Origin of the sequence: Pengzhenrongella frigida (assembly GCF_004168625.1) — a bacterium.
Classification (GTDB): domain Bacteria; phylum Actinomycetota; class Actinomycetes; order Actinomycetales; family Cellulomonadaceae; genus Pengzhenrongella; species Pengzhenrongella frigida.
This window is the reverse complement of record NZ_SDWW01000033.1, coordinates 23178-45028: the sequence shown is the minus strand read 5'-3', so window position 1 is coordinate 45028 and position 21851 is coordinate 23178. Positions and strand designations below refer to the sequence as shown.

The 21851-nt window shown below is 68.4% G+C and carries 14 protein-coding genes; 3 read left to right on the top strand and 11 right to left on the bottom strand.

Annotation, left to right across the window (positions count from 1 at the left end):
- Nucleotides 1-24 precede the first annotated feature (24 nt).
- From iolD to iolC, 4 genes are read right to left on the bottom strand one after another with little or no spacing between them, the layout of a single operon-like run.
- A complete protein-coding gene (gene iolD, locus EUA98_RS13550) occupies nt 25-1938 on the bottom strand; it encodes a 3D-(3,5/4)-trihydroxycyclohexane-1,2-dione acylhydrolase (decyclizing) (RefSeq protein ID WP_130103219.1) in 1914 nt (637 codons plus the stop codon).
- Nucleotides 1935-2840 (bottom strand): 5-deoxy-glucuronate isomerase, encoded by a 906-nt coding sequence (iolB, locus tag EUA98_RS13545; RefSeq protein WP_130103218.1) that lies wholly within the window; start codon nt 2838-2840, stop codon nt 1935-1937. The genes iolD and iolB overlap by 4 nt, the downstream gene beginning before the upstream one ends.
- Complete coding sequence (locus EUA98_RS13540) at nt 2837-3706, bottom strand: Cgl0159 family (beta/alpha)8-fold protein (protein WP_130103217.1); 870 nt, start codon at nt 3704-3706, stop codon at nt 2837-2839. Before EUA98_RS13540 ends, iolB begins: the two co-directional genes overlap by 4 nt.
- The gene (iolC, locus tag EUA98_RS13535) at nt 3703-4689 is read right to left on the bottom strand and encodes a 5-dehydro-2-deoxygluconokinase (protein ID WP_434063498.1); all 987 of its coding nucleotides are present in this window, start codon (nt 4687-4689) and stop codon (nt 3703-3705) included. Before iolC ends, EUA98_RS13540 begins: the two co-directional genes overlap by 4 nt.
- 305 nt (nt 4690-4994) lie before the next feature.
- Between iolC and EUA98_RS13530 the strand changes: the two genes are divergently transcribed.
- Nucleotides 4995-5744: a GntR family transcriptional regulator gene (locus EUA98_RS13530; RefSeq protein WP_130103215.1), complete on the top strand. Its 750-nt coding sequence runs from the start codon at nt 4995-4997 to the stop codon at nt 5742-5744.
- A gap of 66 nt (nt 5745-5810) precedes the next feature.
- Here the strand turns inward: EUA98_RS13530 and EUA98_RS13525 are convergent, their stop codons facing one another.
- Nucleotides 5811-6200, bottom strand: a complete 390-nt coding sequence (locus EUA98_RS13525) for a tautomerase family protein (RefSeq protein ID WP_130103214.1) — start codon at nt 6198-6200, stop codon at nt 5811-5813.
- Nucleotides 6201-6380: 180 nt separating this feature from the next.
- Between EUA98_RS13525 and EUA98_RS13520 the strand changes: the two genes are divergently transcribed.
- Nucleotides 6381-7490 carry a transaldolase family protein gene (locus tag EUA98_RS13520; RefSeq protein ID WP_350339503.1) on the top strand — a complete coding sequence of 370 codons (1110 nt, stop codon included), beginning with the start codon at nt 6381-6383 and terminating at the stop codon, nt 7488-7490.
- A 605-nt stretch (nt 7491-8095) separates the two neighbouring features.
- Here the strand turns inward: EUA98_RS13520 and EUA98_RS13510 are convergent.
- The 6 genes from EUA98_RS13510 to EUA98_RS13485 form a co-directional block, all read right to left on the bottom strand.
- Nucleotides 8096-11170, bottom strand: coding sequence for an alpha-mannosidase (locus tag EUA98_RS13510; RefSeq protein ID WP_130103213.1), 3075 nt, complete (start codon nt 11168-11170; stop codon nt 8096-8098).
- Nucleotides 11171-11229: 59 nt separating this feature from the next.
- A complete protein-coding gene (locus tag EUA98_RS13505) occupies nt 11230-14346 on the bottom strand; it encodes a glycoside hydrolase family 2 TIM barrel-domain containing protein (RefSeq protein ID WP_130103212.1) in 3117 nt (1038 codons plus the stop codon).
- The gene (locus EUA98_RS13500; protein WP_130103211.1) at nt 14343-17063 is read right to left on the bottom strand and encodes a glycoside hydrolase family 38 N-terminal domain-containing protein; all 2721 of its coding nucleotides are present in this window, start codon (nt 17061-17063) and stop codon (nt 14343-14345) included. Before EUA98_RS13500 ends, EUA98_RS13505 begins: the two co-directional genes overlap by 4 nt.
- Before the next feature lie 66 nt (nt 17064-17129).
- The gene (locus EUA98_RS13495) at nt 17130-18023 is read right to left on the bottom strand and encodes a carbohydrate ABC transporter permease (protein WP_130103210.1); all 894 of its coding nucleotides are present in this window, start codon (nt 18021-18023) and stop codon (nt 17130-17132) included.
- A gap of 1 nt (nt 18024) precedes the next feature.
- On the bottom strand, nt 18025-18948 hold the full coding sequence (locus tag EUA98_RS13490; RefSeq protein WP_130103209.1) for a carbohydrate ABC transporter permease: 924 nt from the start codon (nt 18946-18948) through the stop codon (nt 18025-18027).
- A gap of 17 nt (nt 18949-18965) precedes the next feature.
- Nucleotides 18966-20306 carry an ABC transporter substrate-binding protein gene (locus EUA98_RS13485; protein WP_130103208.1) on the bottom strand — a complete coding sequence of 447 codons (1341 nt, stop codon included), beginning with the start codon at nt 20304-20306 and terminating at the stop codon, nt 18966-18968.
- 155 nt (nt 20307-20461) lie between these two features.
- On the opposite strand from EUA98_RS13485, the gene EUA98_RS13480 reads away from it, so the two are divergent.
- Nucleotides 20462-21772 (top strand): ROK family transcriptional regulator, encoded by a 1311-nt coding sequence (locus tag EUA98_RS13480; RefSeq protein ID WP_207219091.1) that lies wholly within the window; start codon nt 20462-20464, stop codon nt 21770-21772.
- Nucleotides 21773-21851: the final 79 nt, after the last annotated feature.

The following is a 21851-nucleotide window of genomic DNA, read 5'->3' as shown; positions in this document are numbered from 1 at the left end:
GTCCTTCTGCTCAGGTCGAATCGGTCAGAGGTAGTGGCGCTGGGAAGATTTCTGCTGCAGGTACTCGAGGTAGGCCTGTTGGGTGCTGGGCAGGCGGGAGGTCTGGGAGACCGCCACGTCCCACCACGCGGAAGCGGGCGGGTTGGGCCCGTAGAGGTCGGTCTCGATGTAGATGAGGGTCGTGCGCGGGGACGCGACCGCCTTGGCAAAGGCGATCTTGAACTCGTCGATCCCGTGCACCTCGAGCACGTCGGCGCCGAAGCTCCGGGCGTTGCCGGCCAGGTCGATCGGCACGTTCGCCCCGTCGAGGCGGTCGGAGGCGTCGTCGCGCATGCGGTAGTTCGTGCCGAAACGCTGCGAGCCGCGGGACTCCGACAGGCCGCCGATCGAGGCGAAGCCGTGGTTCTGGAGCAGCACGAGGATGACCTTGAGGTTCTCGCTCACGATCGTCGCGATCTCCTGCGGCAGCATCTGGTACGTGCCGTCGCCGACGATGGCGACGACCTCGCTGTCCGGGGCGGCGAGCTTGGCACCCATCGCGGCGGGGATCTCGTACCCCATGCAGGAGAAGCCGTACTCGAGGTGGTACTGCTTCGGGCTGCGCGCGCGCCACAGTGCCTGCAGGTCGCCGGGCATGGACCCGGCGGCGTTGATGAGGATGTCGTCGTCACTCATGAGCTCGTTGAGCGCCCCGAACACCTCGGTCTGCGCGGGCAGCGGGGCGTTGCCCCGGTCGTAGCACTCGTCAGTGACCGTCGCCCACGCGGCAACCCGGGTGCCGACCTCGGCCGCGAAGTCGGTCCCGACGCGGTAGCCCGCGAGCGCCGCGGTGATGGCCTCGAGTCCGGCGCGGGCGTCGGTGACGACCATTTCGGCGGAGTGCTTCGCGGCGTCGAACGCGAGCACGTTGAGGTTGACGAACTTCACGTCCGGGTTGCGGAACACCGTGTGGCTCGCCGTGGTGAAGTCGGAGTACCGCGTGCCCACCCCGATGACGACGTCGGCCTGCGCGGCGAGCGCGTTCGCTGCGTCGTTTCCGGTGGAGCCGATGCCGCCGACGGAGGCGGGGTGCTCGAAGCTGATCGCGCCCTTGCCTGCCTGGGTGTCGGCGACCGGGATGCCGGTCGCGTCGGCGAATGCTGCCAGCGCGGCGGAGGCTTCGGAGTAGATGACCCCGCCGCCGGCGATCAGCAGCGGCTTCTTCGCGGACCGGATGACGGCCACGGCGCGGGCGATCGCGGCGGCCTCGGGTGCGGGCCGGGCCACGTGCCAGACGCGCTTGCGGAAGAACTCGGACGGCCAGTCGAACGCCTCGGCCTGGACGTCCTGCGGCAGGCAGATCGTCACCGCGCCGGTCTCGGCCGGGTCGGTGAGCACCCGCATCGCCGCCAGCGCGCTCGGGATCAGCTGCTCGGGGCGGTTGATGCGGTCCCAGAACCGCGAGACCGGCTTGAAGGCGTCGTTGACGGAGATGTCCAGGCTGCGCGGATCCTCCAGCTGCTGGAGCACCGGGTCCGGCACGCGGGTCGCGAAGATGTCCGACGGCAGGATCAGCACCGGGATCCGGTCGACCGTGGCCAGCGCGGCGCCGGTGACCATGTTGAGCGACCCGGGTCCTATCGAGGCTGTGCACGCGAACGCCTGCAACCGGTTGCGGGTGCGGGCGTAGGAGACCGCGGCGTGCACCATGCCCTGCTCGTTGCGGGCGAGGTAGTACTTGAGGCGGTTCTCGCCGTCGGCCGGGTCGACCTCGTTCTGCAGCAGGGCTTGCCCGACGCCGGCCACGTTGCCGTGGCCGAAGATGCCGAACGCGCCCGGGACGAGGCGCTGCTCGACCCCGTCGCGCTCGCTGAACTGGTTCGCGAGGAAGCGGACCAGGGCCTGGCCGACGGTCAGGTGGACCGTTCCGTCGGCAGGAGTCGTGGCGTCGTTGCTCACTGGGTGTCCTTCGTGGTGACGGGAGTGGCGGAGGAAGGAACGGATGCGGTCATGGGGAGCCGGGGGTCGACCACCTGGGAGTCCCAGGTCTCGCGGATCCAGTGGTGGGCCGGGTCGTCGCTCATCAGCCAGGCCCCGTCCTGGGCCGGGCCGGCCATGACGTTGAGGTAGTACAGGTCGTAGCCCGGTGCCGCCATCGACGGTCCGTGGTAGCCGTTCGGTGTCAGGACGACGTCGCCGCTGCGGACCTCCTCGGACAGGTCGATCGGGCGGGCGCCGCTCGCGTAGGTCCGGTGGAACGCGAAGCCCGGCCCGTCTGGACCCGGCTGGACCTCGAAGTAGTAGATCTCCTCGAGCTTTCGCTCGGTCTCGGAGTGCTCGTCGTGCTTGTGCGGCGGGTAGGACGACCAGTTGCCCCCGGGCGTGAGCACCTCGCACACGAGCAGGTGGTCGGTCTCCAGGTCGTTGCCCAGTGCGTAGTTGTTGACCTGCCGCGACGCGCTGCCCGCGCCGCGCAGGCCGACGACGACGTCGGACGCCGGCCGGTAGGACACCTCGAGGCGGCGGCTCGCCCGCGTCGTCGGGACGGCGAAGCGCCCGCCGGCCGCCGAGGTCAGGGTCGCGACCGTGTCGCGAGGCAGGTACAGGTAGTCAGTGACCGCAGTGAACACGTCCGGGCGGCCGACGAGCTCGTAGGTCGTCCCCGCCACCGTGACCGCGCAGCTCCCCGCCAGCGGCAGGACGAGGGCCTCGTCGGGGCCCGTCGCAAGCGAGTGGCTCCGGCCAGCGGCCAGCTCGATCACGCGCAGGCCGCTGAAGGTCCAGCCGGCGCGCTCGGGGGTCACGTCGACCGCGACGTCGTCGTGCGCGGTCTCGCCGGCGCGGATCACGAGCGGGTTCACAGCAGACCGACCGCGTTGTCGACGGCCGCGGCGACGTCGCCACCGGGCGGGTACAGCAGGGATCGGCCGATCACGAGCCCCTTGACAGCGGGGATCGCGAGAGCCTTCGCCCAGCCGACGAGCGCAGCGTCGGCGTCGTCGGACACCTCGCCGCCGAGGATGAGGGCCGGCATGGTCGACGCCGCCATGACCCGCTCCATCTCGGGCACGCACGGCAGCTTGAGCCAGGTGTAGGCCGACGTGCGGCCCAGGCCGGACGTGATCGCGATCGAGCGGATGACGGCGTCGGGCGTGAGGTCGTTGCGGACACGACCGTCCACCCGACCCGAGATGAATGGCTCGACCATCGCCATCAGGCCAGCATCGGCGAGCTCGTCGACGCCGTGAGCGCACGCTTCGAGGGTCCGGATCGTGGCCGGGTCGTCATAGTCGAGGCGCAGCAGCATCTTCCCGCCGTCCAGCCCCGCCGCGACGACCCCCCGCGCGTCGTAGCCGGTGAAGCGGTCGTCGAGCTCGAACCGGGCGCCGGCGAGGCCACCGCGGTTCATGGAGCCGAGCACGAGCTTCCCGTCGAGCGCCCCGAGGAGGGCGAGGTCCTCGATCATGTCCGCCGTGCCGAGGAACCCGTGCACCCCCGGTCGGGACAGCGCCTCGACGCATCGGCCCAGGAGGTCGCCCCGGTCGGCCATGGCCATCGGGTCCGCGCCGGCCGCGAGCGCGCCGCGGGCCGGGTGGTCGGCCGCGATGATCATGAGCTTGGCATCCGGATCCGTCGGCATCGCGCCCCGGACACGGTCGCGCAGGGCGGCCGCGATGCGCTGTGGCTCGTGCGCGCGGACCTGGACGATCTGGCCGATGGCGGTCATCGCGGGCTCCTGATCTGCGAGCGCTGCAGCTCGGCGACGGGGGTGCCGGCAAGGACGGCCTCAACCTCGTCCTCGGTCGGCATCGCGGTCGAGCACTCGAGCCGCGAGGCCACGATCGCGCCGGCCGCGCTCGCGCCGGCGACGATCCGCTCGAGCGACCAGCCGCTGAGCAGGCCGTGGCACAGGGACCCGCCGAACGCGTCACCGGCACCGAGGCCGTTGACGACCTCGATGGGGGTGGGGGGCACGACGATGCGCTCGTCGTGGGTCTTGGCCAGCGTCCCTTTCGGGCCCTGCTTGACGATCGCGATCTCAACACCCGCCTCAAGCAGCGCATCGGCCGCGCGGTCGGGCTCGGTCTCGCCCACGGCGATCTCGCACTCCTCACGATTGCCCACCGCAACAGTGACCTTCTCCAAGCACTGGCGGACCTGGTCGGTCGCCTCGGCTGCGCTGGCCCAGAACATCGGCCGATAGTCGAGGTCGAGCACCGTGTGCCGGGCACCGTTGCGGACCGCGAGCGCTGCGTGGTGCGCCCTTTGGCTCGGTTCCTCGGACAGTCCCGTGAGGCTCACCCAGAACAGCTTGGCGTCCTGGATGGTGCTCATCGGGAGGTCCTCCGCGCGCAGCTGCAGGTCGGGAGCGCTCGGCTGGCGGTAGAAGTACAGCGGGAAGTCGTCCGGCGGGAAGATCTCGCAGAAGGTGACCGGGGTGGCGAACTGAGGCGTCGTGATCACGAACTCGTCAGACACGCCGAGCCGCACCATCTCGCGGCGCACGAACCGGCCGAACGAGTCGGCACCGACCCCGGTGAGGACCGCGGCCGAGCGGCCGAGCTGCGCGGCGGCGACGGCGACGTTGGTCGGGCTGCCGCCGAGGAACTTCCCGAACGTCTCGACGTCCTCCAGACCGACCCCGGTCTGCAGGGGGTAGATGTCCACCCCTGACCGGCCGATGGTGACGACCTCTACCTGTGGCAGCACAGCGTCTCCTGGTTTTCCTCGTCGTTGGGGATCGCCCGGCTGGGCGAGCGGGGCGATGGTGGTTCGCGCTGATCGGCTCGATCTGCGCCTCACCATTGCCTCACGGAGGACTCTGCACTACAACCAAGCCCAACGTCAAATCTTTGTCCTAACATTCTGACATCACGTAGGCTTGACAGCATTCGAGCCGAGGGCCGCACGCGACGCGGCCTCGCAGGCCTCACGCCGGTCCTTGAGTTCGGCAATGATGTCCCTAGGCACGCACGGCACACCCGTTTGTTCGGTCAACCAGAGATTCGAGGAACATGTCCAGCGACACAGCGAGGATGCTGCGGATCGACCTCGACAGGTCGAGCCCGGTACCGCTGTACCACCAGATGGCCAAAGCGATCGAGAAGAGCATCGAGACCGGAGAGCTCGCACCGGGGGCGCGGCTGGAGAACGAGATCGCGCTCGCCGGCAGGCTGCGGGTGTCGCGTCCGACGGCGCGACGCGCCCTGCAGGAGCTCGTCGAGCTGGGCATGCTCGTGCGCAAGCGCGGCGTCGGGACCCAGGTCGCACCGGTCCGGGTGCGCCGCAAGGTCGACCTCACGAGCCTTTTCGACGACCTGGCCGGAAGCGGCCGCACGCCGACCACGAAGGTGCTCGAGTACTCCGTCGGTCCCGGGACCCCCGAGATCACCGACCTCCTCGAGATCCCGGCCGACGCCGAGGTCGTCACCGTGCGACGCCTGCGGTTCGCCGACGGCGAGCCCCTCGCACTGATGACGAACCAGCTGTCGCTCGAGATCGCCCCGACCTACGACGAGCTCACAGAGCTCGGTCTCTACGCCGCCCTGCGCACGCGAGCGATCGAGGTGCACATGGCACAGCAGCACATCGGGGCCCGCATCGCCACGGCAGCCGAGGCCCGCATCCTGGAGGAGAAGCCGAAAGCCGCACTGCTGACGATGGAGCGCACCGCTTACGACGCCGCCGGCCGGGCGATCGAGCACGGGGTCCACGTGTACCGGGCCTCGCGCTACAGCTTCTCGACCACGCTGTTCGCGCAGTAGCGCGCCGCGGCCGCCCCGCGGGCAGGCGGCCGCCGTCCTGCACCATAGACGAAGGCTCCGGTCGGGCTAGAGCTCGCCGGTGAGGAACTGCGCGCGACCCGCACCGAAGCTCCAGTCCTCCTTCGTGTTCTCCACCATCGAGACGATCAGGTCACCGGACGCCAGCCCGGTCCGCTCGGCGAGGATGCGGAACAGGCCTGCGTAGGCCGCGGTCTTCTGCTCGGTGGTGCGACCCTGGTGGAATACCTGGATGATCACGAGCTCGTCGCTGCGTTCGATCCCAATCCCGGAGCCCTCGGCGATGAGGTGACCGCGGGGGTGCTCCGTGATGATCTGGTAGCGATCGCCCACGGGCGCCGCGAACACCGCGAGCATGACGTCCTGGACGGCGTCGGCGATCGCGCGGACCTCGATGGCGGACCGGCCCTGCTGCAGATCGATGCGGACAAGCGGCATGGTGGTCCTCCTGGGGGCAGTGCAGGGGTGGTCGTGGAAACCAGGATTCTATCATTTGTTCGATTGTCAGGACATACGGTTGACAGCCCTCGGGACGAGGGCTTTACTAGTTCTTTCGGCCCCGCTCGCTCACCGAGGAGCGTCACGATCCGGGATTGCCGACCCACCCCGGGAGATCACGTGACCCAGACCCTGACCGAGCCCCAGCCCCAGCCCACGAACCCGATCGCCGACTCACCGCTCCTGGCGATGACTCAGACCACGCCGACCGTCCTGTGGAACGACTCCGCCGACCCGCTGGAGCTCACTCAGTCGATGCGGTGGGGCTGCGTAGGCGCGACGTGCAACCCGGTGATCGCCTACACCACGATCAAGAAGCACCCGGAGATCTGGGGGCCGCGCATCCGCGAGATCGCCGAGCGGATGCCCACGGCGGGCGAGGCCGAGATCGGTTGGCAGGCCGTCAAGGACATGACGGTCGAGGCCGCGAAGCTGCTCGAGCCGATCTTCGAGAAGTACGCCGGTCGCAACGGTCGCGTCTCGGTCCAGACCAACCCGCGCCTGCACCGCAACAAGGACGCCCTCGTGGCCCAGGCCGTCGAGTTCGACGCCCTCGCGAAGAACATCATCGTGAAGATCCCCGCCACGAAGACCGGCATCGCGGCGATGGAAGAGGCGACATACCGTGGCGTCAGCATCAACGCCACGGTCTCCTTCACGGTGCCGCAGGCGGTCGCCGTCGGCGAGGCCATCGAACGCGCCCTGATCCGCCGCGAGGCCGAGGGCCTAGACGTCACCCGGATGGGACCAGTCGTGACGATCATGGGCGGGCGCCTGGACGACTGGCTCAAGAAGGTCGTCACCCGGGACAAGCTCACCATCGACCCGGGCTACCTCGAGTGGGCCGGCGTCGCAGCCCTCAAACGCGGCTACCAGGTGTTCACCGAGCGCGGCTACCGCAGCCGGATACTGTCAGCGGCATTCCGCAACCACATGCAGTGGAGCGAGCTCATCGGCGGCGACCTCGTCGTCTCGCCGCCGTTCGCGTGGCAGCAGAAGTTCAACTCGAGCGGCATCGAGCCGGTCTCGCGGATCAACAAGCAGGTCGACTCCCGCATCCTGGAGGCCCTGGAGAAGATCCCCGACTTCGTCCGAGCCTTCGAAGTCGACGGCATGACGATCGAGGAGTTCGAGAACTTCGGGTCGTGCAGCACGACGCTGCGGCAGTTCCTCGCCGCCGACGCGGACCTGGACGCCCTCGTCCGCGACATCATCGTCCCAGCCCCGTAGCTGCTCCCCCGCAGGAGGCGGTCCGCCGCGATCACCGCGCTGTGTGGCTGGCTCGGGTGCCGACGGGGGCGGTGGCCGCGGCGCTGACACCGTGGCGCCACCGACCCGTCGGTCCACTCAGATCAGCCCGAGCTCAGTGAACGCGTGGACCAGATCCGCCCGCTCGGGGTCGGCGGCGACCCGGTCGGCCACGGCGAGAACCCGTGGGTCCGCGCCTTCGATGGCCACGCCGACTCCGCCCTAGAGCGCGTCCGGCGCTTCGAGGATGAACGCGACGTCGTGTACCCGGAGAGCAGCGACCGCCCGCTCGGCAAGCGGCACCGGGAACCGCCCTGCGGACCTTACCGGTGCGCGATAGGCCGCCAAGATGCGGGGGCGCTGACGTCCCCGAACCTTCGACTCGCTCGTCGTGGCGGCCGACCGGGTCCGCTGCCCACGAGATTGCGGCCGGCGCTCGCCTCGGGCACCGGCGGCCGCGACCGTGCTCATCGCCGGCTAGTCCATCGGCCTCGCCAAGCGCACCTTCCGGACCACCTGACGACCCAGGTAGCCGAGAAGGCGGCTCGGGACTTGGTCCGGGCCGCCATCCGCTTCGTGCGCTCTTCTCAGAATCCCCCCTCTGGATTGTCTGCTCGAACAAATCGCAGCGTGACGAGCTCGAAGGGCCGCAATATGTCGGGTGCGGTGAGAGATTCCGATTGAGACGCATCGGTGAGGGGCTTTTCGAGTAGATCTGTTCGCAGCACGGCCGAGTAGACGAAGTTGCCCTGAACAGAAGCGAGGCCGCGACGGCCGAGCGACTCGTAAAGGCGAACGACGACGTCGCCACTTCCGTCGTCGGCCAATTTGACCGTCTCGACCACGACACCTTCTCCGTCGATGCGCACGAGAGGCTCCACGTCGGCGTGCCCGAGGAGCTCGCGCAGGGGGAAGGTCACCTCGTAGCCGAGTGACACCGTTCGGAGGATGTCGGCGCCAGGCGCAAGCACGGTGACGAACGAATGCTTGCCCTGGTCGGCTTCTGGGTCGGGGAACAGGGGGCTGCGGAGCAAGGTCTCGCGGACCACTGTCATCGGTCCGCTGCGGTCGCGGTCGCGGACGACGTCGTGGCCATAGACCGTCGCGTTGGCGACGCCGACGCCGTAGGCACCTTCGCGCACGTGCAACCAGCGGTGCGCGCAGATCTCGTACTTCGCCTCTTCCCAGCTCGTGTTGGTCGTCGTCGGCCGCGCGACGTGCCCGAACTGGGTCTCTGACGTCGACTCCAACGCATCCAGCCGGAGCGGGAATGCGAGCTTGAGGACCTTCTCGCGCTCGTTCCACTCGACGTCAGTCTCGATCGAGACCGTGTCGCTGTCTCGGGACACCGTGATCCGCTGCTCGAACGTCGAGTCGTTGAAGCTACGCCGAACGACCACGGTCACCGACGTTTCGTCGGCTGTCGCGATAGTGACCTCGGCAACGGAATCCAGGTCGGTTACGGTCTGGCGATAGTGGTCGTCGAGATCCCAAGCGTCCCACTCGGTCGGGAGATCCCGATGGATCTGGAGGAGGTTGCCCGGACGGTCAGGGGTGAACAGGCTCCGGTCGTTGCGGAGGTCGTCCAGAGCGACCAGCAGGCCGTGTTCGTCGATGACCACGCGCAACTGCTCGTTGGAGATCACGATGGACGATTCACGCCGCTCAAGCACGACGGGCGTGTTGGCGAGCGGGCGGCGGGCACCTGCGCCGAGCGCCGCGATCCCCTCGAATGGCATCGGCGCGGCGTTGAAGCGCAGGAGCTGATTCCCCTCGCCGGCGAGCGCTGCGAGCGATGCATCGATCGAGGCGCGCAGGGTCGCCGCCACCCGGGCATGGGTCTCCTCCGCTTCGTGGTGCACCCAGGCGATCGAGCTCCCCGGAAGAATGTCGTGGAACTGAAGAAGCAGGACGCTTCGCCACGCCTCGTCAAAGACCTCGGACGGGTACGCGCTGCCGGTGCGAACGGCCGCAGTCGCGGCCCACAGCTCCGCTTCGCGAAGAAGCGATTCGCACAGCCTGTTGCCCTTCTTCGTCCGCGCCTGGGAGGTGTAGGTGCCCCGGTGCAGCTCGAGGTACATCTCCCCCTTCCAGATCGCCGGCTCCGGATTCTCGGCCTCCGCTGCCGCGAAGAACGTGGCGGGCGAGCTCATCGTCACCCGGGGGATCCCCTCGAGACTCGCGGACCTCCTCGCGGCCGCCACCATCTCCCGGGTGGGCCCACCTCCACCGTCTCCCCAGCCGAACGGCGCGAGGGACATCGAGCTCGACAGGTGGTCGGCGAACCCATTTTCCGCATAGCCGAGCTCAGCGGCCGAGAGCTGGGCGTTGTACGTCTCGATCGGCGGCATGTGCGCGAACAGGGTCGAGCCGTCGTGACCCTCCCAGCGGAACGTGTTGTGCGGCATACGGTTGACGCGATTCCACGACAGTTTCTGCGTGAAGAACCACCTAGCCCCGGCGCCGACGGCGATCTGCGGCAGTGCTCCGGAGTAGCCGAAGCTGTCTGGAAGCCACACCTCCTCGCACTGGACGCCGAACTCCTCGGCGAAGAAGCGCTGGCCGAACGTGAACTGCCGGACGAGAGACTCACCCGACGGGATGTTCGTGTCCGATTCGACCCACATTCCGCCGACAGGTACGAACCGACCCTCCGCGACCCGCTTGCGGATACGTTCGAACAGAGCGGGGTAGAACTGCTTGATCCAGGCGAACTGCTGGGCCGACGAGCAGGTGAAGATGAAGTCGTCATCGGTGTCCATGAGCGCGAGGACGTTCGAGAAGGTCCGTGCACACTTCCGGACCGTTTCACGCAGCGGCCAGAGCCAGGCCGAGTCGATGTGCGCGTGCCCGGTGGCGTACACGGTGTGAGCACTGGCGTTGGCCGGCTTGTCGAGCTCCGCGCGCAGTTCGGCCCGGCCCGCCGCGGCGGTTCCGGAGATGTCGTCGGGATCGAGGACGTTGATCATCCGTTCGAGTGCTCCGGCGATGCGCCAGCGCCGAGGGCTCGTGCTGGCCGCCTCCTCCATGACGCCGGTGAGAACGGTGATGTCTTGGACAAGTTCGTACACCTCTTCATCGAGAAGGGCGATGTCGGCGACCTTTAGGCGATAGCGCAGCTGCTCGCCCGCCGTCTCCCATAGTCCAAGCGGAGTCGGGGTGAAGTTGACGACGTCCGACCCAGCGACATTCGGGTTCGCCGCCGCCTCGACCCAAAGATCAACGGATTCGCCGGCATCGCCCGAAAGCGGCACGTAGTGGTTCCATGGCGAGAGTCCCTTGAGCGGTTCTCCCTGCAGCGAGAACGCCATGCCCTCCGCTTGGAAACCGGGCCCGGCCTCCGTGAAGCCCAGGTCGATGACTGCCTCAAGCTTTGTCCCAACACGGATCGCTGTCCCATTCCCCCACGTCGCGGGCACGGTCGCGCGAACATGCAGCCAGACCGTGTCCCACGCCCGGCCCCACTCCGACCCGACGGGAAGGGGTGCGAACTCTCCGGACGTTCCTACCTCGAACGAAACCGGCTCCCCCCCGACGACGCGGTGGGTGACGTCCATCGGGACCCGGGCGCGATACAGCTGGGGCTCGATCCGCTCGCCGACGAATCGCCTGATGCGCTCTTCGATCTGCGTGAGCTTGTTCTTCTGGCGTGCTTCAGGCATGGGACTCCTTCATTGCGACTTCATTGCGACGTGGAGCATCCGCTCTCAAGTCGTGGCGATCAGGCGGTGAACTTGAGGACGAGCGACCTGGCCTCCGGCCGCAGCAGTGCGTCGGGCCAGACGTCCGGTCCGCACGCCCGCGATCCGAGCCCGTTCTGAGCGGCGTCAAGGTAGAGGTAGGACGCCGTAGGCTCCGGGAGCTCGTGCGGGTGCCGCGCCCGATCGACCTCCTGAGCGGTGTGGCGGGCGAGGGTGAAGCCAGGTCGCCGTCCCCTGCCGTCCGGAACGGCATCGACAGTCAGCCACGGGGCACCGCCGGTGGACAGCGTCAGGGACCGGAGGTCGCTCCGGTGGCCGCTCTCCTGCGGCCGGGCGTACCGGACCGTGAGGTCGTCGGTCGAGCCCGAGAACCGGCCGACCCGAACCGCTCGCCGAGAGTCCGGGTACGAATCGCCCGGTCCGGTGCCGAACCACGACGCTTCGTCCACGGATCGGGGCAGGTCGAATCGCACGCCGATGCGGGGCCAGATGAGGTCCCACCGCGACGTGGGCTCGATGTCGAGGCGCAGCCAGAGGTCATTCCCCTCGAAGCTCCAGGTCTCCTCAAGGCTCACGGCGGGCCTGGTGTCGGCAGCGCCGTAGCGCGTGCGGATCCGCATCTGCGACTCGAGGAGCGAGACCTCCACGACCCGTCGCACGAGCCTGTCAAGACCAGCCCGTCGCCATGTGGACGCATACGAGGGCGCCTCGACGGAGAGCCCGCGGCCCGCCATCGGGTCACCGAGGTCGTAGCTGCCCAGGTGGGAGCCGCCATCGTTGTCTGTCGGAGCGCGCCAGAGCTCGAGCTGAGGGCCCGACACGGGCAGGCCTGCGAGCCCGACGAGCCGGCCGTCGACGAAGGTGGCCGGCCCGAGGTCGACGACACCCGAGGGGTCCCCATGGACGGCTGCTGTGCTGAGCGGGACCGGCGGACGGCCGGCGCGTGCCTCCGCGGTCGGCGGCGTGAGGTCGAGCTGTGCCGCCGCGATGATGTGCCCGGCGGCCGCCCATGGTGCGTCGGACGCGAGCACTGCCTCGACGGTGAGCCACGTCTCCCCCGTGGTCGCGGCTGTGACGGCGGGAAGGGTGACGACGCCCGCCGCCCCGGCCTCGAGCGATCGGCCGTTCAGGTTCACCGCCAGCTCGCCCGACTCCGTCCGGGCTCCATCCTGCTCAGCGCGCCACCGGAAGGTGAGGTCCGAGGTGTCGGCCGAGTGCCGGAGGTTGGAGACGGTCAGGGTGCGGGTGCCGTCCGCGCTTCGTCCGAACGAGAAGCGGATCGGCGCCACGACGGCCGCGAACTCGAAGAGCCCCGGCGTCGGGGTGTCGTCGGAGAGGACCATCCCATCCATGCAGAACGGTCCATCGTGCACCACCTCGCCGAAGTCGCCGCCGTAGCCGAAGAACTCGGTGCCGTCGGGGGTGTGGGTCCGGATGCCGTGATCGCGCCACTCCCAGACGAAACCACCGTGCAACCGCGGATAGCGGTCCACGAGGTTCTCGTACAGGTCGATTCCCCCGGGGCCGTTTCCCATGGCGTGGACGTACTCGCACAGGATGAACGGCTTGGACCGCTGCCGTGCCGACTCCGCCCCGGAGCTGCCGTCCAAGAGCGAGGTCGAGTCGTCCCCGATGCTCTGCGTCTCGGCGATCGACGGGTACATCCGCGAGTAGACGTCGGTGTAGTCGCCGGCGCGATCGCCTTCGTAGTGGATGGGCCGCCCGGCGTCGCGGGCGCGCGTCCACGCCGCGATGGCCGCAAGATTGCTCCCGGTGCCCGACTCGTTCCCGAGCGACCACATGACGATGCTCGGGTGGTTCTTGTCGCGTTCGACCACCCGCTCCATCCGGTCTAGGTAGGCATCGCGCCAGGCGGGGTCCTCGCTGGGATTCCCGAGCCACTCGTCTCGGTCGCCGCCGTGGTGGAAGCCATGGGTCTCTATGTCGTTCTCGAGCATCACCCAGAGCCCGAGCTCGTCGGCAAGGTCGAGGAGCCGCGGGTGGGGCGGGTAGTGAGACGTTCTGATGGCGTTCACGTTGAACCGCTTCATCATCTCGAGGTCGCGACGGGCGAACTCCTCGTCGAAGACCCGGCCGCGATCCGGATGCGTCTCGTGCCGGTTCATCCCGTGCAGAACGACGCGTCGGCCGTTCACCAGGAAGCGATCGCCCACGATCTCGACGGTGCGGAAGCCGAGCCGCATCGAGATCGTCTCGGCCGCTCCCCCGCTCGTCACCGTCGCGTCGTACAGGCGCGGCTGCTCTGCGGACCACGGCTCGACCCCGCCGACGGCGATCGGACCTACGTCGGCCGGTGATTGCCAGGTGACGTCGACGCCGAGCTCGGCGATGCGGAACTGCACCGGGAACGAGCGACCGGAGGCGCGGATCTCAGGATCGACGATCCCGGCTCCCGTCTGGCGGTCGAACGACACCCGGAGCCACACGTCCTCGAGACCCCCGATCGGCCTGGCCTGGAGGGAGACGCTGCGGAAGATTCCCGGGAGCCACCACTGGTCCTGGTCCTCGACGTACGTCGACGCCGACCACTGGTGCACGCGCACCACGATGAGGTTCTCGCCCTCGTGGACGGCCGCCGTGACGTCGAACTCCTGCGCCAGGCGTGAGCCGACGCCGACGCCGATCAGCTCGCCGTTGACCCAGACCCGGTACCGCGACTCGACGCCGTCGAAGCGGAGGACGACCGCCTCGTTCCGGTTCGGATCGACCCACCCGGCGGGCAGCGTGAAGGTCCGCCGGTGGTCCCCGGTCGGGTTCTCGTCGGGCGGATTCGGCGGATCCTGCGGGAAGGGCATCTGGACATTGGTGTAGATCGGAGACCCGTAGCGACCGGCCCCCTGCAGAACCCAGTGGCACGGCACCGCGAGGGTGTCCCAGGCCGAATCGTCGAAGTCGACCGCCGCGACGCCCTCGACCGACTCGCCCGGGGGCAGGACTCCCCGGCCACCGAATGTGCCCGGGGCACCCGCCAGGAGCCGGAACCGCCAGTTACCGTCGAGCGAGAGGGCCGGTGCGTCCGAGTGCAGCCACGACCGCGCACGCCGCCGGAGGCCGGAGCTCGGTCCGGTGTCCGTGAGGTAGGCAATCGCCGTCGGCCCGCTTGAGTCTTTCGTCATGAGGAATGCCCTTCCTTGAGCACGACGCTCCGGATCTCCCAGGGCATCAAGGGAATCTCCAAGCGGCCAGGCGAGGTGACGTCCGAGATCGGGTGACCCAGCAGCGTGACCGTCGTGGCGGCGGTGAAGTCACCGGTGACCGTGGCGATGGTGGGTGAGTCGCCCATGGCCACGATCCGCAGCTCGACCCCCGCTGCCGTTCGGTGGACGCTTGAGACGGCGACCGAGTCGCCGTCCACCCTGAGACCGGTGGAGGGCGCCGGCAACGCTGTGCTCGTGGAGGCGGTCCCGCGGCGGACGAGGGGTTCGCTGCGGAACCGTTCGGCGAGCAGGACGGCCTTGGCCGGATGCCAGCCTGCCCGGGACGGGAGGACGGCAAATCGGCCGGTGACGGTCTCCCCCAACGCCTGCGCGCCCGGCACGGCGATCTCGCTCGCGGCGGGTTCGTCGCGGAGCGGATGGAGGTTTCTGCTCATGGACCCGACGGCGCGCAGGAGGGTGATCGCCAGGTCGCGGCCGCCGTCGACCAACTCGTACTCGGTGGCGTGATCCAGCAGCACGGTGACCGGTCCGGCGCTGATGAAGGAGGTCGCAGGGTAGGTAGGGATCGGGTATTCTCCCCACCCTCCCTCGCCGGCCAAGCCTCGCGTGGTGACGGCGAACTGACCTTCGGCGGCCGACGTCGTGACGGCGTCCGGTAGCCGAAGGTGCAGCCTCGTGCGATGGTCCCGGGCGACGTTCACGAAGGACACCGTGAGGCGGAGGAAGGGCTCACCGCCTCGAAGCTCCGCCAGCGTCTCGACGACGAGCGGACCCGTGGCTCGGCTGCGTCGATCCGGATCGCTCGCAAGGGAGAGCGGGACGGCGTAGGTCCGGACCACCCGCAGGATCCATCGAGCCGGCCCCTCCTCGAGGACGTCGGAGGTGACGATGGTCGGGACGTCGACCAGCAGATCGTCAGCGGGCGGCGCGAAGTTGTAGCTGTCGCCCCGGTCACCGCCGTCGACGAGCCGCCCGAGTCCGGTCAGCACCACCCCTTCGCCGTCAGCCAGGTCGAGCGTTCCATCGTCCCGCACGCTCGCGCGCAGCACTCCGTTCGAGATGCTCCCCGGGAGCTGCTCAGGGCATGGCACGGGAATCGATCCGCCGGTAGAAACCACGGAAAAGGCGGTCATGCCCGACGACGCCACGGGCACCGTGACCAGAACGCTCGTGACCGGGGCGGTCGTGGTCAGGACGCGCCAACTGCCGGGACGAGCACGTGTCGCGGAGGCCACGTGACTCCTCAGCTCGAGCAGGTCGAAGGGCTCCTCGGTAGCCACCTCGGCCAGCCGGAACGCGAGGGTGCCGGGTTCGAGGGAATAGGAGGCGATCTGTCGGCCGAAGAGCTCGCGCCGGTGGATGCGGCGCAGCACCCGGTCCAGCTGAGAGGCGTCCATCGTCTCGTCGCCGAGCACGGTCGGAGCCGTCGTCAGCGCCTGGATCGGCAGCTCCGAGCCGTCCGCGGTCGTGGCCCGCAGCGCTCCACCGTCGTCGGGCATCTCGACGTGCACGGCCGCCATCACGTCGCAGGGGTTCGGCAACGGGTTGACGACGAAGTAGCCCGACGTCGGCACCGAAGCGGCGAGGCCGTCTAGGACTCCGTCGCGGGCCGCACGGCCGATCTGGCCTGCCTCCGCGAGGCGGGCCAGGACCTGATCGCTCGTCTCGTCGGTGCCGGATCCGACCACCGAGTCATGCGCCGTGGACTCGATGATCTTCCGCCAGGCCACGGTGAGGAACTCGTCGGGGCTCGACGCGGACCATTGCGCGGCCAGGCGCTCGGCCTGATCGACCACCCGCTCGGCACCGGCCATCATCTGCTTCAACGAACGGCGCACCGAAAGCACACCCGGGAGGATGTTCCCCCGGGCGTGGCTTCGCAGCTCTCCGTGGACAACCGGCGCCGAGGGATCGACGGGGCGGCTCGAGACGTACTCCTCGAGGGTGGCGACGACGATCGTCCGGTCATGCCGTGCGGCCCGCCGCAGCCACTCGCCGAGACGGGGATCCGGGACAGTGTGGTCGGTCCCCGCCATCGCGAGGATCGGATCGTCGCCCCAACGCCCCTCCGTCGCCTGGGCGTAGTCGTCGAGGGCGCGGCCGATCTCGAGGGGCACGAGTAGCACGTCGAGGCCGTTGTCATACCCGTCGAAAAGGTACTCCGTGCGGATCGTCGAGCCGTCCGGGGCCTGCCAGAAGAAGCTGTGGCCCGTGACGGAGGCCGGGACGCCGCGCCAGAGGGCCGCGTGCTCGATCCCGGCCCGCCTGAGGATCTGAGGCATCTGGGCCACGTGCCCGAACATGTCCGGGAGGTACCCGACCGCCATGGCGCCGCCCAGGGCCGTCGCGCCCTCGACCCCGAGCCGGAGATTGCGGACGATCGTCTCGCCGGTACAGAGGAACTCATCGAGGAGGATCAACCAGGGCCCCAGCGCGAGTCGGCCGGACTCGACCAGCCCTCGCACGCGTGCCTCATTCTCGGGCCGCATCTCCAGATAGTCCTGGATGGCCGCCGTCTGTCCGTCGAGCGTGAATCGAAATTCCCGATCGCGCTCCGCCGTCTCGATCAGCCGGTCGAGCTCCGTGACGAGGCGGTAGCGGAACACCTGGAAGGGCTCGTACCACTCGCGATCCCAGTGCGTGTGCGGGATGAAGACCCAGTCGTTCGAAGACAAGAAGAGTTCCTTTCAGAGTCAAGGCCGAGCGACACCGTCGGCCACCCGGCGACCGAAGGTCGAGGTTCAGCCCTTGATGGCGCCGCCGAGGCTGGAGTGGAGCAGGTGCTTGCGCACGAAGACGTACAGCACGGCCGGCGGCGCCACGTAGACGATCGCGCTGGCGGCGAGGAGGCCCCAGTCGACCTGGTTGTGCTCGCTGAAGGCGCGGAAGAGCCCGATCGACAGTGGGTAGAGCTCCTGGCGCTGCAGCATCACGAGGGGGGTGAGGAAGTCGCCCCACACGCCCAGGAACGTCAGCATCGCCGCGGCGCCGAGCCCAGGTCCGGCGAGGGGCAGCACGATCCGCCAGATCGCCTGGAAGCGAGAGCTGCCGTCGACCCAGGCTGCTTCCTCCAGCTCGATCGGCACGGCCGAGATCGTCCCCTTGAGCAACCAGAGAGTCACCGGCAGCTGGAGCACCGCTTCGACGAGAATGAGCCCCCACAGTGAGTTCGTGAGGTTCAGCTTCACGAGGATCAGGTAAAGCGCCACGATCGTGGCCGGCGCGGGGATCACCCTGATCAGCAGAATGCTGAACATGAACATGCGGCGACCGGGGAACTGGAAGCGGGCGAGCGCATATCCGCCCGCGAGCCCGAGCACGAGGTTGAGTGCCGTCGCACCGATCCCGATGATCAGGCTGTTGAGCAGCAGCAGCGGGGTACCGGAGTTCGTGAAGAAGTTCACGAAGTTCTCGATCGAGACCGTCGGCCACTGCACGTTCGGCCCGGCATTCGCATCGACGGCGCTCAGCACCACCCACGCGAAGGGTACGAGGCAGAAGAGCGCCAGCATGACGATGAGCGTGTAGCCCAGCACCCGCTGCACGAGATCGATCGCAGTGAGGCGACGTCGCCGCGTGTGGCGAACGGGAGCAGCTGTCTGCGGCGAGGCAGCACGGTTGGCCAGGGTCGTCATCTCACACCTCCACTTTCGCGAGCCGTAGGTAGACCGAGCCCAGCACCAGCACGATGACCAGGAGGATCATCGAAGCGGCGCTTCCGATTCCGACCTGAGAAAACTGCAACGCACGTTCGTAGATGTAGATCGCCGCCAGCTGGGTCTGACCGCCGGGGCCTCCCTGGGTGAGGAAGTAGACGAGCCCGAAGGCGCCGACCGTGCTGATCGTGGTCAGCAGGAGATAGAGGAACACCGGGCCACGGATAAGGGGGAGCGTGACGTGCCGGAACACCTGCATGGCACGGGCTCCGTCGATCCTGGCCGCCTCGATAAGCTCGACCGGGACGTCCTCGAGGGCGGCCTGGAACATGATCATGGCGAAGGCGATGCCGCGCCAGATGTTGACCACGATGATCGAAGCCATCGGCACCACCTGGAGCCAGGCCGTCGGTGGAACACCGAAGATCCCTGTCAGCTGGTTCAGAGTGCCGGAGGAGTTGTTGGACAGCACGCTCGCCCACGTCAGCGAGGCGACCACCTCGGGCACGATCATCGGCATGAGGACGGCAGCGCCGATGATTCCCTTGCCGCGCATCCAGGGCCGGCTGAGCAGGATCGCCGCAAGCATCCCGAGAACGGTCTGACCGATGATCGCGGAGTAGAGCACGAACTCGCCGGTGTGCCCGAGCGAGCCGAGGAAGTCCGCGTTGTTCAGCAGGTAGACGTAATTGTCGAGACCGACGAACTTCGGGTCGCGGGCGGCGAACCCGGTGAGCTGGGTGTTGGTGAAGCTGAGGTACATGCCGTACAACGCCGGACCGACGATGAACAGCACGATCAGCACGGCGGCCGGGCCGAGCAGGAGCAGGAGCAGCGGCCGGTTGTTGGATCGGCCGCGCCGTTTCGGCAGCGGCCGCGTTGCCGCCGCTGCCGAAACGGGCATCTCGGTGACCGAGGACACTACTTGACCAGGTTCGGGCCGAGCAGGTCGGTCGCGTCCTCAACGAACGCGGCATACGCCTGGGCGCCGTCTGCCTCACCAGAGATGATGAGTTCGGTGGCAGACGCGACCGCCTGCGCGATCTGCTCGGAACCGTCTCCGGTTGGCACGTAGACGCTGGTCGCCAGGTCCTCTCCCGCCTGCAGGAGCTTTGGCTCGTCCGCGTAGGGCTTCACGTCAGCGAGGTCGTCGCGGGGGGAAGCAGCTCCGGAGGTGACGAGCTGTTCGGCGAGCGGTTCACCGCTCGAGAGGTACTGAGCAAGGAGCATCGCCTCGTCCTTGTGCTGCGACTTCTCCGGGATGGCAAAGCTGGAGCCGAGGCCGCTCCAGCCGAACGGCTTGTCACCACTTTGGAGCGCCGGGTACTGCCAGGTGTCGACTTTGGTCTCAAGTTCGGGGATGGGCGCGGCACCGTTGGTGCCCCAGTCGAACTTCCAGCCCGAGGTGCCCTGCGCGGCGACCTGGATCTCGCCCGCCGGGAACTTGACGTATTTGGTCGGCTCCCACGGGTTGGGGTTCTCCAGGTCCTGGACCGGGAGGAGGTCCTTGGCATAGAGCTCGCCGTACAGGTCGAAGACGGCGGCCCAGCCGTCGCTCTCCAGATCCCACTTGCCTGTCTCGAGGCTGTAGAAGTCCGTATCGGTGCCGCCGAGGATGGGGAGGAACCCTTCGGTCCAGGTGCTTCCGCCCCAGGCGCTACCGGCCGGGACCACGATCGGCGTGCCGCCCGTCTTCTCCTTGAGGGTGACGAGGCGAGCGATCAGGTCCTCCCAGGTATCCGGCTGGCTGGTGTCGACGCCGAGCTCCGTGAGGATGTCCTTGCGGTAGAAGAGGTTCTGCACCTGCGTGTCGTGCACGAGGGCGTAGATGTGCCCGTCCTGGCGGACCATCGCCTCCTTGAACTGCGGGAAGTAGTGGTCCCAGCCGTCCCACTCGTTGAGGTAGTCGTCGAGCGGGGTCAGGTAGCCGGCGCCGGCGAAGCCGGGAACGAGGCTGTCACCCATGTCGATGACGTCGGGCGCCTCCCCCGCAATGAGCTGTTGGGTGAGCTTGGTCTTGAACTGGTCGTCGGTGAGGACGTCGGCCACGAGAGTGACCTTGATGTCCTTCCCCTGCTTCTTCATCTCCGCCTCGAAGCCGGGGAGAACTTTCTTGATGGAGTCGATGCGGGACTTCTGGAACTCCACGATGGAGATCGTGACGGTGCCGTCGGTGGTGCTGCTGGCAGTGGAACAGGCAGTGAGCCCGCCGGCCACGACCAAGGTGGCGGCAAGTGCGGCTCTCGCTCGAGTGCGCTTCATTGCGGTGCCTCTCTCCGCTTCGCTCCCCTGGGCCACTTTGCCTATTCGATGGGATAAAGCGTGGTCCAGACGTTAGGTCAGGAGGAGCGACCTGTCAAACCTTGCCCGATGGCCGCACGTGGCTGCGTACGTCCACCGCGGCTCACCGAACCGAGGTGGTCTCACCGACCACGCGGAAGCCATTCCATTCGATAGGATTAACCACGTGTCCGAGTGCGGTCAGCGCACCGGATCGTCCGATCGTGGGGGGTGACATGCTCCGAGGCAGCAACCTGCTGAGCCTGGGCAACTACAACCAGGCGGTCATCCTCGACCTGATTCGCCGGAAACCCGGCACAAGCCGGGCGGACTTGCAGCGAAGGTCCGGCCTCGCGTCACAGACCATCTCCAACATCGCTCGGCGTCTCATCGACGCCGAGATGATCCGCGAGAGCGAGCCGGGCGACGCGGTTCGAGGGCGCCCTAGCATCCCCCTGGTGGTCAACGGAGGCGGCGGCTTCGCCGTCGGCGTGCACATCGACCCCGCCCACCTCACGATCCTGCTGCTCGACATCGCCGGTGAGGTGCGCCACCGTCTGCATCTGCGCACACCGCAAGCGACCAACCCCGGCGAGATGACGGCCCTCATCGCGGTGAGCATCGGTCGTCTGGTTCGCGAGGCCGGCATCGACCGTGACCGGCTGCTGGGAGTCGGGATCGCCGTGCCAGGCCCGCTCGACGTACGCACCGGTGTGGTGCTCGACCCACCCCAGCTGCCCAAGTGGCGCGACGTGCGACTTCGCGCAGACCTCCACGACGCCACCGGGTTGCCGGTCCTGCTCGACAAGGATGTCACCGCATCCGCCACCGCGGAACTACGCAAATCGGCTGACTCCGACTTCCTGTTCCTCTATCTCGGCTCCGGCGTAGGTGCGTCCGTCGTCACCCAGGGCCAGGTGCTCCGCGGTGCCAGCAACAACATCGGCGAGATCGGCGACATCCTGGTCGATCCCACGGCCGAGGACCTTCACTGGAGCGGCCGGCGCGGCGGACTCGCCGCAGCGTGCGTCCCCGAGGCGCTCGTCATCCAGGCGGTGCAGGCCGGCCTGATGGTGCTGCCTGACCTGACCGACTACCTGGCGACCGACGACGCATTCACGACGCTCACCGAGCTAGCGGCGGGTGGGGACGCCAAGGCCTCGTTCATCCTGGATCGCGCCGCGCGCCGGGTCGCCGTCGGCATCGGCGTGCTCGTCAACTTCCTCGACGTCCCCCGCGTCGTGCTGGGCGGCCCCACCTGGAACCGCCTTAGCGCCGCCTTCCTTCCCGTACTCGAGGATGCAGTGCGCCGCGAGCTCGTCGTCTCACGCGAGGCATTCTCGGTCGTGGCCTCCACCGTGGGTGAGCTGATCGCCGCACAGGGCGCCGCCGATCTGGTGATCGATCACTTCCTCGCACCGCACGCAAGCGTCCTCGTTATCGACTGACCCAGGCCGCGGCCGCATGCTGGCCCGCCGATCGGAAGGATCCCATGTCGCCCGTTTCCCCCGCCGCGCCATTGCGCCG

Bases quoted from the DNA above. Each gene is read 5' to 3' on its own strand.
- EUA98_RS13540 (WP_130103217.1), bottom strand. From the start codon at position 3,706: ATGACCGCCATCGGCCAGATCGTCCAGGTCCGCGCGCACGAGCCACAG.
- EUA98_RS13530 (WP_130103215.1), top strand. From the start codon at position 4,995: ATGTCCAGCGACACAGCGAGGATGCTGCGGATCGACCTCGACAGGTCG.
- EUA98_RS13525 (WP_130103214.1), bottom strand. From the start codon at position 6,200: ATGCCGCTTGTCCGCATCGATCTGCAGCAGGGCCGGTCCGCCATCGAG.
- EUA98_RS13510 (WP_130103213.1), bottom strand. From the start codon at position 11,170: ATGCCTGAAGCACGCCAGAAGAACAAGCTCACGCAGATCGAAGAGCGC.
- EUA98_RS13505 (WP_130103212.1), bottom strand. From the start codon at position 14,346: ATGACGAAAGACTCAAGCGGGCCGACGGCGATTGCCTACCTCACGGAC.
- EUA98_RS13495 (WP_130103210.1), bottom strand. From the start codon at position 18,023: ATGACGACCCTGGCCAACCGTGCTGCCTCGCCGCAGACAGCTGCTCCC.
- EUA98_RS13490 (WP_130103209.1), bottom strand. From the start codon at position 18,948: ATGCCCGTTTCGGCAGCGGCGGCAACGCGGCCGCTGCCGAAACGGCGC.
- EUA98_RS13485 (WP_130103208.1), bottom strand. From the start codon at position 20,306: ATGAAGCGCACTCGAGCGAGAGCCGCACTTGCCGCCACCTTGGTCGTG.